This is a genomic window from Nocardia sp. NPDC050630, from assembly GCF_044457245.1.
Lineage (GTDB): Bacteria > Actinomycetota > Actinomycetes > Mycobacteriales > Mycobacteriaceae > Nocardia.
The window spans coordinates 1-13,919 of sequence record NZ_JBITGN010000026.1 but is presented as its reverse complement, the minus strand read 5'-3'; the positions used below and the strand labels follow the sequence as shown (position 1 = coordinate 13,919).

Genomic DNA, 13,919 nt, shown 5'->3' with positions numbered 1-13,919 from the left:
GGCACGTCCGCACCGCCGCGATCTCGTCCTGATCGAAATTCCAGGCCAATTACGTCGGCTGCCAGGCACGCACGAGATCGAGCAGGCCCGGAAAACGCGCATCGAGATCCTCGATCCGCACCCGGCTGCGGCGCTCCAATCCGTACTGCCGCTGACGGGTGACACCGGCCTCGCGCAACACCCGGAAATGATGTGTCAGTGTCGATTTCGGCCGATCGATGTCGAACCAGCCGCAGGAGCGATCGGTCTCGGGAGATTCGAGCAGCAATTTCTGCACCATGCTCAGCCGTAGCGGATCGCTGAGCACGCCGAGTACATCCTCGAGCCGCAGTTCGGCGCGCGTCGGCTCGGGCAGCGTGGTCGCGACGGTGTCGGTCGATGGCATCGGCTCTCCTGTGGATCGCGATTTCTTAGTTCGACTTCTATCGTACTAGGTGTTAAGTTCGACCTTCGTCGTACCAGTACGAGAAATTTCGAAATAGGAGGTCGGGATGACGACGCTCATGGCGAAACCGGAAACCGAGGGGCGGCGCGACGGCGCGGTATGGCTGGCGGCATGGCCGGTGCTCGCGGTTTTCGTGCTCTCGAATGCGCCGACTCCGCTCTATGTCGTGTGGCAGCACCGGCTCGGCTTCTCCTCGGGCACGTTGACCGCCGTATTCGCCTGTTACATCGTTGGTTTGCTCGGTGCGCTGCTGATCGCGGGTGTGGTCTCCGACCGCATCGGCCGCAAACCCGTGCTGCTGCCCGCAGTGCTCCTCGCGATGCTCGCCTGCGTCCTGTTCGCCACCGCGAATTCGGTCGCGATGCTGGCGATCGCGCGCCTGCTCACCGGAATAGCGGTCGGCGCGGCCGTCTCGGCGGGGATGGCGGCGGTGACCGATATCGGCGGCCCGCAGCGCAAACGTGCTGCCGCACTGGCGGCCTCATCGGCCATGGTGCTCGGCGCTGGCTTCGGCCCGTTGCTGGCGGGTCTGCTCGCAGAGCTCGTTCCGGGCCCGACCATCGCCATCTTCGTGGTCGAAATCATGTTGCTTGCTTCGGCTTTCGCGGTCGTAGCGCGGCTCGACTTGCCCCGCGGCGCTCGCGGACGCGGCCCATGGATCCGCATCCCCGCGGTCGCACCCGGCGGACGCACCGCCGTGCTGCTCGGCATCGCGGTGTTCGCGCCCGGCATCACCGCGACATCATTCGTGCTCTCGCTCGGCCCCTCGATCCTGTCGAATCTCTTGGGCGCCACCAACCGAGTGCTCGCGGGTGGCCTGGCCTTCGTCATGTTCCTCGGCGCCACCGGCATCCAATTCGCGGTGCGGCGGCTGCGCGTGCGCACGATCCTGCTCGGCGGCACGGCGGCGACACTGCTCAGCATGATCAGCCTGCTCGCGGCGCTGCGGCTGTCATCGCTCACGTTCTTCACCGCCGCCGCGATCCTCGCGGGCATCGGCCAGGGCATGGGCCAGTTCGGCGGTCTCACGGCCATCAGCGCGAGCGTGCCCGCAGAGCGGCTCGCCGAGGCCAATGCCGCCCAGAACGCCGGTGGCTATCTGCCCGCCGCACTGCTCCCGCTGTCGGCTGGATTCCTCAGTGACGCAGTCGGTTTGCCTGCGGGCGCGACGACCTTCGGCGGCATTGTGGCTGCGGCCGCGGTGCTCGGCGCGGTATTCGTCGTGACGCGCCCCTTTGCCGCGACCGGACAGCGATAACCGCATGTCATCATTCCAGGATGAGGCACCTACTGCTGATGCTCGGCTGTGCGCTGTTCGCCGCGGTTTCGACGACAAGTCTTGTCGCACCGTCTGTTTCGGCCGATCCGGAATGTGCGGTCCAAGTCGACGTGCGGCCGGTGACCCTGACGGTGGACGGCGAGGACGCCACCGGCCGGGTATACGAACCGTATCGCTGTGCGGCGGACGATCTGCCGCGGCGCGATCTGGTCGTCGCGGTCCACGGCCACGACGGCACCTCCGCCGATTACGCCGAATATCTGACCGCGATCGCCCGCCGCACCGCGACCCCCATCCTGTCCATGGACGCCCGCAGCGCGGCTAGCGTCTGGCGCACCGGCGACTGGAATCTGTGGGCGGGCTGGCGCGATATCGTCACCGCCACCCAGTGGTACAAGAACGAACATCCGACGATCGGCCGCACCGTGCTGTGGGGCTGGAGCCAGGGCGGCACCATGAGCGGACTCGCGGTGGCGCACGGTCCGCAGGGACTGTTCGACTATTGGGTCGACAACTACGGCCCCGCAGACGATTTCACCATGTGGCTCGCCTCGGCGGGCGTCGATCCCGCACTGCCCGCCCAGATCGAACGCGATGCGGGCGGCTGCGCCCCGATCGTCTGCCCGCAAGCCTATGCCGAACGTTCGCCCGCTCTCCTTGCCGCCAGGATGAGCATGAAACGCGCCTTCCTCATCCACGGCACCGGTGACGATGTGGTGCCGTACCCGGCCACGCTGGAAATGCGAACCGGACTACTCGCCGCGGGCAAGCCCACATCGATGTACACCATCGTCACCGGCCGCGATCTGAACGGCGCTGTGGTGCCCGGCGATCACAGCATCGGTCCCGCGTACTTCGAAGGTGGCTGCGTCGTCGAGCGTCTGCTGTTGGGCACTGAACCCGTCGACGGCTCCGATCGCGACTATATGGTCGATGTCGCCCGCGACATCGTGACCGCTCCTGCGCCGCCGCCGAACGCCAAATGCGCTGCCTAGGGAACACCTGCCGGTGCGGTGTGGTTCATTCGGGCAGAACCGAATCCAAGGAGAGGTGCAATGCAGCCGAATGACCCCGCGTACTACTGGAACGGCGCGGAATTGGATCTCGACGCGTACTTGGTGCGCATCGGCTACACCGGCGACCGAACCCCGACGTTGGCCACCCTGCGAGCCCTCGTCCACGCGCACACCACCACGATCCCGTTCGAGAATCTGGAGTCCATCCTCGGCCGCCCCGTCCCGCTGGATCTGGAATCGTTGCAGGACAAGATGGTCCGGCACCGACGTGGCGGCTACTGCTACGAGAACGTCGGCCTGTTCGCCGCCGCACTGGAACGGCTCGGCTTCGGCGTGACCGGTCTCAGCGGCCGGGTCACCATGGGCGTATCCGACGGTCTGCGCCCGGCCACCCACGCCCTGCTGCGCGTCACCACCGGCGATGACGATCGTGTCTGGATCTGCGATGTCGGGTTCGGCTCCGGACCACTCGCGCCCTATGAATTGGTCGAGGGTGGCGAATTCGCACTTGGCGACTGGCGCTTCCGGCTCGAACACACCACCGGCGAACTCGACAGCGACCTGTGGGTGCTGCACCAATTCGGCCGCGACGGCTGGATCGACCGCTACACCTTCACGCTCAATCCGCAGTACCGCATCGATTTCGCGGTCGGCAACCACTTCGTCTCCACCTCACCGCGCTCACCGTTCACCGCCCGACCGTTCGTGCAGCGCTTCCTCCCGGACGTCCACCATGTACTGGACAACCTCACCCTCATCACCGAATATCCAGACGGCTCCAGCGAAACCCGCGAACTCGAACTCGCCGAACTTCCGAAAGTCCTCACCGAGGTCTTCGATATCGACCTGTCCGAACCCGACGCCACAGCGCTCGCCCAGGGGCCTTGGCTCGCCTGAAGTCCGCACATTCGCACCTGTCGCGGTCCACCCGGATCGCGACAGAAGTGCGGCATCCTCCGTGCGGGCTACCCGAGTTGGTCTCGATCGGCGATTAGAGTCGGCGGGGTGCGTGCCAACCGGAATCTTCTCGTTCTGTTCGCAGCCACCGTCCTGGCCCTAGGTTGCAGTTCTGGGCCGGACCAGCCCGACACCGTCGCCGGGCAGTTCGCCGATGCGCTCACCCGCGACGATGTCGCCGCGGCCGCCGCACTCACCGACGATCCCGCCAAGGCCTCGGATGCGCTGGGCAAGCTCTACGACGGGCTCGGCAAGGATGTGAAATTCGAGCTCCGCAGCGCGGATAAGAACTCGTTCACCCTTGCCGCCACCTGGAAGTTCGGCAAGGACGGCAAGAAGGCATGGAGCTACACCACCAACGGGTCGGCCAGTGAGTCCGGCGGCGCCTGGAAGATCAAATGGGATCCCGATACCGTCGCACCCGGTCTCGCGCGCGGCCCGCTGAACTACGCCACCACCTATCCGAAGCCCGCACGTGTGCTCGAGGCATCGGGCGGTGAGTTGATGACCGAGCAGGTGGTCACCGTGGTGAACGTCGCCCCAGGTGCCGACACCGCCGCGCTCGCGGCCCTGCTCACTCCCATCGCCCCCGATATCACGGCACAGTCATTGCAATCGGATCTGGCTGCGGCCCAGGGCAAGCCGATCACCGCGGTCACCTTGCGCGACGCCGATATCGCCCCGATCCAGACGGCGCTGGCCGCCGTTCCTGGCGTCACCCTGGCACCGCAGACCCGCCTGCTCGCGACCGATAAATCTCTCGCATCACCGGTGCTGTCCGGCCTCGCCGAACTCTGGCAGAGTTCCGCCGACGCGGCGGCAGGCTGGGCGGTGCGGGCCCAGACCGCGGACGGCACCGAACGCGTCGCCGGTCAGGATCCCGAACCCACGGCGGATATCGTGACCACGCTCGACACCGATCTGCTGCGTTACGCGGAGAGCGCGTTGACGCCGATCAGCCAGCCCGCCGCGATCGTCGCACTGCAACCCTCCACCGGCAAGGTGCTCGCCGTCGCGCAGAACGCCGCCGCCGACGCCCAGGGACCGATCGCACTCACCGGCCTGTATCCGCCGGGTTCGACTTTCAAGACCGTCACGGTCTCGGCCGCACTGCAATCGGGGGCGGTGACGCCCGACACCGTGCTGCCCTGCCCGGCGACCGCGAATATCGAGGGCCGGCGCATCCCCAACGACAACAACTTCGACCTCGGCAACGTGCCTCTGCACACCGCCTTCGCTCAGTCCTGCAACACCACCATGGGGCAACTCGCGGTGAATCTCGCACCGAACGGCCTGACCGATGCCGCGGCCCAACTCGGCCTCGGCATCGACTTCGTCACACCCGGCCTGACCACCGTCACCGGCAAGGTGCCGACCGCGGACACCCCGGCGCTGCGTGTGGAGTCCGGTATCGGTCAAGGCAAGGTGACAGCCTCACCATTCGGAATGGCACTGGTCGCCGCATCCATCGCGCGCGGATCGATGCCGCTGCCGATGGTCGTCGACGCAGCGCCCGGCGTGGCGGATCACACCCCGCCGCCACTGCCGCCGACGACCGATGACCAGCTGAAAACCATGATGCGCGAAACCATTACCGGCGGCACCGCCACCGCCCTGCGCGATATTCCCGGCCTGATCGGCAAGACCGGCACCGCCGAATACATCGATGACAAGCACGCGCACGGCTGGTTCGTCGGCATCGACGGTGACCTGGCCTTTGCCGTATTCGTCAGCGACGCGAACAGCTCGGGTCCGGCTGTGGAGGCCGCAGGCCGTATGCTGCGTGCACGGCATTGAGCAACACTGTCGAATCCGCACTGCATTAGCATTCGGCGCGTTGTGGGCGGGCGAATATACCCCCGCAGGCGCGTGCTGAGGATTGCGCCCCGCTACACTCATCGGCGGAACGCGTTGATGGTCAATACGCGTGATGTCACGATCTCGAGAAGGTTCGGAGTAGGCGCCATCGATACCGGTCAATTGATCGCGGAGCACTACCGCCTGGTCGAGCGGATTGGTAGCGGCGGCACGGGTGTTGTTTGGCGTGCCGTCGATGAACGCCTGCAGCGCTCGGTCGCGGTGAAGCAGATCCACATCAAGCCCAGCCTGCCCGAAGCCGAGCGCGACGTGGTGCGTCAGCGCGCGTTCCGCGAGGCCCGCAATGCGGCGCGGTTCCAGCATCCGAATGCGATCGTGGTCTTCGATATCACCGAGCACAACGGCGATCCGTGCCTGGTGATGGAGTATCTGAAGTCGAAGAGTCTGGCCGGAGTGATTTCCGCGCAGGGCATGCTGCCGCTGACCCAGGTCGCGCGGATCGGTGAGCAGGTCGCTTCGGCGCTCATCGCCGCGCATCACGCCGGCATCGTGCACCGCGATGTCAAACCGGGCAATATCCTGCTCGACGACACCGGCACCGTGAAGATCACCGACTTCGGCATCTCCCGCGCGACCGGTGACGTAACCCTCACCGAGACCGGCCTGATCTGCGGTACCGCCGCCTATCTCGCCCCGGAGGTGGCGCGCGGTGCCGATCCGACGCCCGCCGCCGATGTATTCGCCTTGGGTGCAACCCTTTTCCACGCACTAGAGGGCGAACCGCCGTACGGTTCCAGCGCCAACCCGCTCGCCGTGCTCTACGCCGCGGCGAACGGCCAGGTGAGCGAACCGCGACACGCGGGTCCCGCGACCGACTTCCTGCTGGATCTGCTGAGCCCGGACCCTACCGAGCGGCCGACCATGCGTGCGGCCCGCGAACATCTTTCCGCGCTCGCGGATGCCGGTTCCGCACCCGTGCACGCCGGATTCGTGCCCGCCAGTGAGGCTTTCGGTCGCCGCGGCGAATCCGCGACCCGTGCGCTGCGGCCGCCCACGAATCCGACGCCGGAGCATCAGCCGACCGCGCGGCAGCCACGTCCGGCACCGCCGCCGCGAAATTCCGCTCGTCCCAACAACTCGGCTGCGTCGCACCCGCGGACCGCCGCGCATCCGCAGACCGCGACGCAGCCGCGTCCGGCCCTGCGCAAGTCCGGTGGCAAGCGCAAGGCCGTATTGGTGGGTGCGACCGTCGGTGCGGTGGTAGCCGTCGTGGCCATCCTGATCGGTGCGTTGAATCAGTCGGGCACCAATACGCCGTCGGTGCAAGCGAGTCCGCCTTCATCGTCGGTGTCCAAGGGGACCAGTTCCACGGCTGCCGCTGGTGCGCCGGGGCAGACGAAGAGCGTCGGCCCGGCGGATTCGCGGCAATCCATCGATCAGGTGGTGGACTTCTACAACAACCTCATCTATCTGAGATTCCCTGCTGCGTGGAAACAGTTGACTCCCGCTGCCCAGCGGGTCTACGGCACGCAGTCGGCCTTCCAGGATTACTGGACGCAGAATCGTGTCACGGGCTTCAACACTGTTGATGCGGCCGGTGGTGGTACGGGCACCAGCTCAGACGGTTCGGTGGATGTCAATGTGGCCAGCGTGACCTATGCGGGCCAGAACAGGTCGGTGACGCTGCGGTTGATCAACCCTGGCAGCGGTGCCCCACTCATCGACAGCGACACCCGCGGCGCCGACGCTCGCTGAAATGAGTTGTCCCGCAACGAATAGTGCCTAGCGCGATCCGGATCGTGCCGACGTCCGCGCCCATGTCGCCAGCAACTGCAACGCTGTCGCGCTCGGCGAATCCGGTTCGGTGGTGTGCATGATGAGCGCCTGATCCGGATCGTCGGGCAGGCGCAGGGTTTCGAAGCCGAGATCGAGTCGCCCGACCACCGGGTGCAGGTATATGTACCGCCCGTGCGTCTTGTCCTTGAGTTCGTGACGCTGCCACATGGTGGCGAAATCGGCGGAGTTCGTGCTCAATTCTTCAATGCGTGCGGCGATTGCGGCATCGCCGGGACTGCGCGCCATATCCAGGCGCAGATACGCCACGACATCAGCGGCCTTGGCCGTCCAGTCTTCGTAGAGTTCGCGCATCCCCTCGTCGAGGAAGACCAGTCGAGCGAGATTGCGTTCGCGCGGCGGTAGTGCACCGAAATCGGTAATGAGCGCGGCGGCAAGGGAATTCCAGGCGAGCACATTGGTGCCACGGCCCACGATGTATGCGGGCACGTCGGCGGCGGCGTCGAGCAGTCTGCGCAGTCCGGGGCGGACTTCCTGTTCGGCCGGTGGCTCCTCGCCGGACCACGGCCGCGCCAGCCGATACAAATGCTCGCGCTCCACCGGATTCAGGCGCAGCGCCTGCGCGACGGCATCCAGCACCGACTCCGAAAAGTGCAGGGTGCGGCCCTGTTCCAGCCGGACATAGTGATCGACGCTGACCCCGGCGACCATGGCCAACTCCTCGCGGCGCAGACCGGGCACCCGTCGTCGGCTGCCGTAGTCGGGCAATCCGACCTCCTCAGGGCTGAGCCGCGCCCGCCGGGAACGTAGGAATTCGCCGAGTTCGGCACGTCGATCCAGACTCATGTCGTCCAGTATCCCGGCGGTTGCCCGGCCGCATCCTGGTCATGGTGTGCCCAGGCTCGTGCGGCGCTGTTTACCGCCGCTGTCCGCGCCGAAAGTAGTGGTCATCGCCGGAACGGTTCCGGCGGTGAACGGAGACGGACACAATGAGCAACACCCGCCCTCTCGGCGACACCGGCATGGACATCACCCCCCTCGGATTCGGCACCTGGGTCTTCGGCGGATCCGGTTGGGAGTACTCGTGGGGCGCCATCGACGACGCCGACTCGATCGCCGCAATTCGGCACGCGGTGCACTCCGGAATCAACTGGATCGATACCGCGGCCGCCTACGGAGTCGGGCATGCCGAGGATGTGGTCGGCCGCGCACTCGCCGACATCCCGGAGGCCGAGCGGCCCTACCTGGTCACCAAAACCGGTTTGATCTGGGAAGAAAACGACGACCGCTCCGGCCCGCCGCGCCGGATCATGCGGCCCGAGGTAGTGCGCAAGGAAATCGAGGATTCGCTGCGTCGGCTGCGGACCGACCACATCGATCTGTATCTGGTGCACTGGCCGGACACCGGCGCGGTCTTCGTCTACGGCGCCGAGGGCGAGGCCAACGACCAGGCGACTCCGCTCGAGGAGTACTGGCAGGTCATGGCCGATCTGAAAAAGGAAGGCAAGGTCCGCGCGATCGGTTTGTCCAACCATGACGCGGCCCAACTGGCGATCGCCGAATCCATCGCCCATGTCGACGCGATCCAGCCGCCGTTCTCCGCGATCAATCGCTCGGCCGCGGCCGATATCGCCTGGGCGCACCAGAACGGAACCGGCGTGATCGTCTACTCACCCTTGCAATCGGGCCTGCTCACCGGCACATTCACCGAGGAGCGCCTGCGCAACCTGTCCGACGAGGACTGGCGTGGTTCGCATCCGGATTTCACCACCGGCCTGTCGGCCAAGCTCGCCCTCGTCGAAGCCATGCGCCCGATCGCGGCCCGCCATGGTGTGAGCGTCGCCGAGGTGGCCCTGGCCTGGGCGACCGCATGGCCGGGCATCACCGGCGCGATCGTCGGCGCGCGTAACGCCACTCAGATCGACGGCTGGCTCGGCGCCCGTGACCTGGCGCTCACTACCGACGACCTCGCCGCAATCGAGACCGCCATCACCACCACCGGCGCGGGCACCGGCCCTGCTCGCCCGTAATTTCTGAGGAACTGTCATGACACTGCATGTTGTCGCCGAATTCCGTGCGGCCTCGGGTCGCGAAGACCGCCTGCGCACGGCACTGGAAGCAATGATCGAACCGTCACTTGCCGAGCCAGGCTGCTTGACCTACCACCCATACAGCGACCCCAACGACCCATCCCACATGGTCCTCGTGGAGGAGTGGACCACCCCCGAAGCCCTGGACGAACATTTCACGACGCCACATTTCTTCCACGTGCGCGACGTACTCGACCAGATCCTCGCCGAACCGATGATCATCAAGCGTCTCGTCGCGGCATGACATCCGCCGCGCCCCGGTCCACTATCGGACCGGGGCGGGCGGCCGTACTTCCCGACACATCCGGGCACCGCAGCGGATAACGGGTGGCGCCGGACCGATAGGCTGGTAGCTGGAGCGGAGCGGAAGATACCCACCGCTCGGCGTCGGGCACGGCGTCCACGGATCAGGACAGACAGGATCGCAGACCTCATGACATCCCGCCTCGAGCTCGCCCGCGTTGATCTGCGCGGCCGTACTCCCTCCGCTGCCGAGCTGCGCACCGCGCTGCCGCGCGGGGGAGTCGACGTGGACTCGGTGCTGCATCAGGTGCGACCGGTGGTCGAGGCGATCCGAGACCGCGGGGTCGCGGCGGCGCTGGAGTTCAGCGAGCAATTCGACGGCGTGATTCCGGCGAGCGTGCGGGTGCCCGCGGCCGAACTCGATGCCGCATTGGAGAAGTTGGATCCAGCCGTGCGCACCGCGCTCGAGGTCGCGATCGAACGGACCCGCAAGGTGCACGCTGATCAGCGACGCACCGATACCACCACCGAGGTCGTCCCGGGTGGCACGGTCACCGAGCGGTGGGTGCCGGTCGAGCGGGTGGGGCTCTACGTGCCCGGCGGCAATGCCGTTTACCCGTCCAGCGTCGTGATGAATGTGGTGCCCGCGCAGGCGGCCGGTGTCGACTCGCTGGTGGTGGCCTCGCCGCCGCAGGCGCAGCACGACGGGCTGCCGCACCCGACCATCCTGGCGGCCGCGAAGCTGCTCGGGGTCGAGGAAGTGTGGGCCGTCGGCGGTGCACAGGCCATCGCGCTGCTGTCCTATGGCGGTATCGACACCGATGGCGCGCAGCTCGAGCCGGTAGACCTGATCACCGGTCCCGGCAATATCTTCGTGACCGCCGCCAAGCGTCTGTGCCGCGGCCTGGTCGGGATCGATGCCGAAGCGGGCCCCACCGAGATCGCGATCCTGGCCGATGCCACCGCCGATCCGGTCCACGTCGCCGCCGATCTGATCAGCCAGGCCGAACACGATGTGCTCGCCGCCAGCGTGCTCGTCACCGACAGCGTCGAACTCGCCGATGCGGTGGATGCCGCGCTCACCACCCAGATGACGGTGGTCAAGCACGCACACCGGGTACGAGAGGCATTGTCCGGCAAGCAATCCGGCACCGTGCTGGTCGACGATATCGAGCAGGGTCTGCGTGTGGTGAATGCCTACGCCGCCGAACACCTGGAGATCCAGACCACCGACGCACCGGGCGTCGCGGCCCGGGTGCGCAGTGCCGGCGCGATCTTTGTCGGTGCTTACGCACCGGTCAGCCTGGGCGACTACTGCGCTGGATCCAATCACGTACTCCCGACGGCGGGTTGCGCGCGGCACTCCTCGGGCTTGAGCGTGCAGACCTTCCTGCGCGGTATCCACGTCGTCGAATACACCGAGGCCGCACTCAAAGACGTCGCCGGTCACGTGGTCGCGCTGGCCAACGCCGAGGATCTGCCCGCACACGGCCAAGCCGTACAAGCACGATTCGAGGCACTGGCATGATCCCCGAGATCACCGTGCCCGGCTCCGATATCAGCCTGGACGACCTGCCGCTGCGGGAGAATCTGCGCGGCAAGAAGCCATACGGCGCACCACAATTGACGGTGCCCGTGCAGCTGAACACCAATGAGAACCCGCACCCGCCGAGCCGGGCCCTCATCGATGACGTCGCCGAATCCATTCGCGCCGCCGCCACCGACCTGCATCGCTACCCGGACCGCGACGCCGTTGCGCTGCGCAGCGACCTGGCCGAATACCTGACCCGCCAAACCGGCATCGCGGTGCACACGGCCAACGTGTGGGCGGCCAACGGCTCCAACGAAATCCTGCAGCAGCTATTGCAAGCCTTCGGCGGACCCGGCCGCAGCGCACTGGGTTTCGTGCCGTCGTATTCGATGCATCCGATCATCTCCGAGGGCATCGATACCGAATGGGTCGAGGCCAAGCGCAATGCCGATTTCTCTCTCGATATCGACTACGCGCTCACCATCATCGCCGAGCGCCGACCCGATGTGGTCTTCGTGACCAGCCCCAATAATCCGACCGGACACAGCATCGCGCAGGCCGATCTGGCCCGGATCCTGGCCGCCGCGCCCGGCATCGTGGTCGTCGACGAGGCGTACGGCGAATTCTCCGCCGAGCCCAGCGCGATCGCCCTGATCGATCGGTACCCGACGAAACTCGTGGTCAGTCGCACCATGAGCAAGGCTTTCGCCTTCGCGGGCGGCCGCCTCGGCTATCTGGTCGCCGCCCCCGCGGTGATCGAGGCGATGTTGCTGGTGCGGCTGCCGTACCACCTGTCGGTGGTCACCCAGGCCGCCGCCCGCGCGGCCCTGCGCCACGCCGATGAAACCCTCGCCAGCGTCGCCGAACTGGCGGCACAGCGCGACCGGGTCGCGGAAGAACTTGCCATCATGGGTTTCGAGGTAATCCCCAGCGATGCCAACTTCCTGCTCTTCGGTCGTTTCAGCGACGCCGCCCTGGCCTGGCAGCACTACCTGGACCGCGGCGTGCTGATCCGCGACGTCGGTATTCCGGGATATCTGCGCGCCACCATCGGTCTGGCCGCCGAGAACGACGAATTCCTGCGCGTCAGCGGCACTTTGGCCGATACCGACCTCACCATTCGATGAATCCGCCTGTGGAGGAAGCAAAGATGAATCGCACCGCGCGGGTGGAGCGCGTCACCAAGGAATCGAATATCGTTGTCGAACTGGACCTCGACGGCACCGGCAAGACCGATATCACCACCGGCGTCCCGTTCTACGACCACATGCTGACCGCGCTCGGCGCCCACGCGAGCTTCGATCTGACGGTGCGCGCCGAGGGCGATATCGAGATCGAGGCGCACCACACCGTCGAGGACACCGCCATCGTCTTCGGCCAGGCGCTGGGTAAGGCACTGGGCGACAAGTCCGGCATCCGTCGCTTCGGGGATGCGTTCATTCCGATGGACGAGACCATGGCGCACGCCGCGGTCGACGTCTCCGGTCGCCCGTACTGCGTGCACACCGGCGAACCCGATCACCTGCTGCACGCGGTGATTCCCGGTTCGGGGCCCGGCGCGCCGTATTCCACCGTGCTCAACCGGCACGTATTCGAATCGATCGCGCTGAACGCCCGCATCGCCCTGCATGTGCGCGTGCTGTACGGCCGCGACCAGCATCACATCACCGAGGCCGAATTCAAGGCGGTGGCGCGGGCACTGCGCGCTGCCGTCGAGCTGGATCCGCGGGTGAGCGGTGTGCCGTCGACGAAGGGGACACTGTGACAACGAAATCCGTCGCGCTGCTCGATTACGGCTCCGGCAATCTGCACTCCGCGCACCGCGCGCTGATCCGCGCCGGGGCGAACGTCGAGGTGACCGCCGATGCCGATATCGCGCTGGCCGCCGATGGACTCGTCGTGCCCGGCGTCGGCGCGTTCGCCGCGTGCATGGCGGGGCTGCGGGAGGTGAAAGGGGAGCGCATCATCGGTCAGCGGTTGGCCGGTGGTCGTCCGGTGCTCGGTATCTGCGTCGGCATGCAGATCCTGTTCGAGCGCGGCGTGGAGTTCGGTGTCGAAACCGAAGGATGTGCGGAATGGCCGGGCGTAGTCGAGCGTCTGTCCGCACCTGTGCTCCCGCATATGGGCTGGAACACGGTGTCGGCTCCTACCGACAGTGTCTTGTTCGCGGGAATGGCCAGCGATACCCGTTTCTATTTCGTGCACTCCTATGCCGCACAGACTTGGGACCTGCCGCCGAGCGAACACTTCGCCGCGCCGAAGCTCACTTGGGCCGAACACGGCGTCCCATTCCTGGCGGCCGTCGAGAACGGTCCGCTCTCGGCGACGCAGTTTCATCCCGAAAAGTCCGGTGATGCGGGGGCACTGCTGCTTCGCAATTGGGTGAACTCGCTGTAAACACCCACTGGCCAGGCGATTTGACATCGTGCACGGTGGTAAGTAACTTTATTCGAGTCAGAGCGACACGGACACCGACCCGGAGCCCAAAGCGCAGCGGAAACGTTGAGCACAGCGGCCTGGGAAACGAGGTAGGACGAGGAGCGCCTGACGATCACACTGGTTCGGAAGGTTCCTGATTTTGTGTCGGGAGTCGACTGAGCTAAGCTTCACCAAGTTGCCTCACTGAAGCCCGGATTTACTCCGAAGTGAATGTGTGTGCGTGTGTTCTTTGAGAACTCAATAGTGTGTCGATGAATGTCAGTGCCAAATATTTTTTGGTTCCGATTCTATTCATACCCCCGTGTGG

General features: G+C 66.3%; 13 protein-coding genes. 11 read left to right on the top strand and 2 right to left on the bottom strand.

The annotated features are described in order from the left end of the window. Positions 1–49 precede the first annotated feature (49 nt). A complete protein-coding gene (locus tag ACIBG0_RS37230) occupies positions 50–385 on the bottom strand; it encodes an ArsR/SmtB family transcription factor (protein WP_397039471.1) in 336 nt (111 codons plus the stop codon). A gap of 106 nt (positions 386–491) precedes the next feature. Here ACIBG0_RS37230 and ACIBG0_RS37225 point away from each other — a divergent pair, with 106 nt between their 5' ends. The 5 genes from ACIBG0_RS37225 (at position 492) to ACIBG0_RS37205 (ending at position 7,270) form a co-directional block, all read left to right on the top strand. Then, complete coding sequence (locus tag ACIBG0_RS37225; protein ID WP_397039469.1) at positions 492–1,703, top strand: MFS transporter; 1,212 nt, start codon at positions 492–494, stop codon at positions 1,701–1,703. Positions 1,704–1,723: 20 nt separating this feature from the next. Next, a complete protein-coding gene (locus ACIBG0_RS37220; RefSeq protein WP_397039467.1) occupies positions 1,724–2,719 on the top strand; it encodes an alpha/beta hydrolase family protein in 996 nt (331 codons plus the stop codon). A 60-nt stretch (positions 2,720–2,779) separates the two neighbouring features. Continuing rightward, positions 2,780–3,637, top strand: coding sequence for an arylamine N-acetyltransferase (locus ACIBG0_RS37215; RefSeq protein WP_397039465.1), 858 nt, complete (start codon positions 2,780–2,782; stop codon positions 3,635–3,637). 108 nt (positions 3,638–3,745) lie between these two features. Beyond that, positions 3,746–5,494 carry a penicillin-binding transpeptidase domain-containing protein gene (locus ACIBG0_RS37210; RefSeq protein WP_397039463.1) on the top strand — a complete coding sequence of 583 codons (1,749 nt, stop codon included), beginning with the start codon at positions 3,746–3,748 and terminating at the stop codon, positions 5,492–5,494. Positions 5,495–5,611: 117 nt separating this feature from the next. Continuing rightward, entirely contained in the window at positions 5,612–7,270 is a 1,659-nt protein-coding gene (locus tag ACIBG0_RS37205; protein WP_397039461.1) for a serine/threonine-protein kinase, read from the top strand. A gap of 27 nt (positions 7,271–7,297) precedes the next feature. Here the strand turns inward: ACIBG0_RS37205 and ACIBG0_RS37200 are convergent, their stop codons facing one another. Further along, positions 7,298–8,155, bottom strand: coding sequence for a helix-turn-helix transcriptional regulator (locus tag ACIBG0_RS37200; protein ID WP_397039458.1), 858 nt, complete (start codon positions 8,153–8,155; stop codon positions 7,298–7,300). Between the two features lie 143 nt (positions 8,156–8,298). On the opposite strand from ACIBG0_RS37200, the gene ACIBG0_RS37195 reads away from it, so the two are divergent. The 6 genes from ACIBG0_RS37195 (at position 8,299) to hisH (ending at position 13,570) form a co-directional block, all read left to right on the top strand. Continuing rightward, positions 8,299–9,339, top strand: coding sequence for an aldo/keto reductase (locus ACIBG0_RS37195; RefSeq protein WP_397039456.1), 1,041 nt, complete (start codon positions 8,299–8,301; stop codon positions 9,337–9,339). 16 nt (positions 9,340–9,355) lie between these two features. Beyond that, positions 9,356–9,643 carry a putative quinol monooxygenase gene (locus tag ACIBG0_RS37190; RefSeq protein WP_397039453.1) on the top strand — a complete coding sequence of 96 codons (288 nt, stop codon included), beginning with the start codon at positions 9,356–9,358 and terminating at the stop codon, positions 9,641–9,643. 189 nt (positions 9,644–9,832) lie between these two features. After that, entirely contained in the window at positions 9,833–11,170 is a 1,338-nt protein-coding gene (gene hisD / locus ACIBG0_RS37185; RefSeq protein ID WP_397039451.1) for a histidinol dehydrogenase, read from the top strand. Then, positions 11,167–12,300, top strand: coding sequence for a histidinol-phosphate transaminase (locus ACIBG0_RS37180; protein WP_397039449.1), 1,134 nt, complete (start codon positions 11,167–11,169; stop codon positions 12,298–12,300). The genes hisD and ACIBG0_RS37180 overlap by 4 nt, the downstream gene beginning before the upstream one ends. Positions 12,301–12,323: 23 nt before the next feature. After that, positions 12,324–12,938: an imidazoleglycerol-phosphate dehydratase HisB gene (gene hisB / locus ACIBG0_RS37175; protein ID WP_397039446.1), complete on the top strand. Its 615-nt coding sequence runs from the start codon at positions 12,324–12,326 to the stop codon at positions 12,936–12,938. Then, on the top strand, positions 12,935–13,570 hold the full coding sequence (gene hisH / locus ACIBG0_RS37170) for an imidazole glycerol phosphate synthase subunit HisH (RefSeq protein ID WP_397039444.1): 636 nt from the start codon (positions 12,935–12,937) through the stop codon (positions 13,568–13,570). The genes hisB and hisH overlap by 4 nt, the downstream gene beginning before the upstream one ends. Positions 13,571–13,919 lie beyond the last annotated feature (349 nt).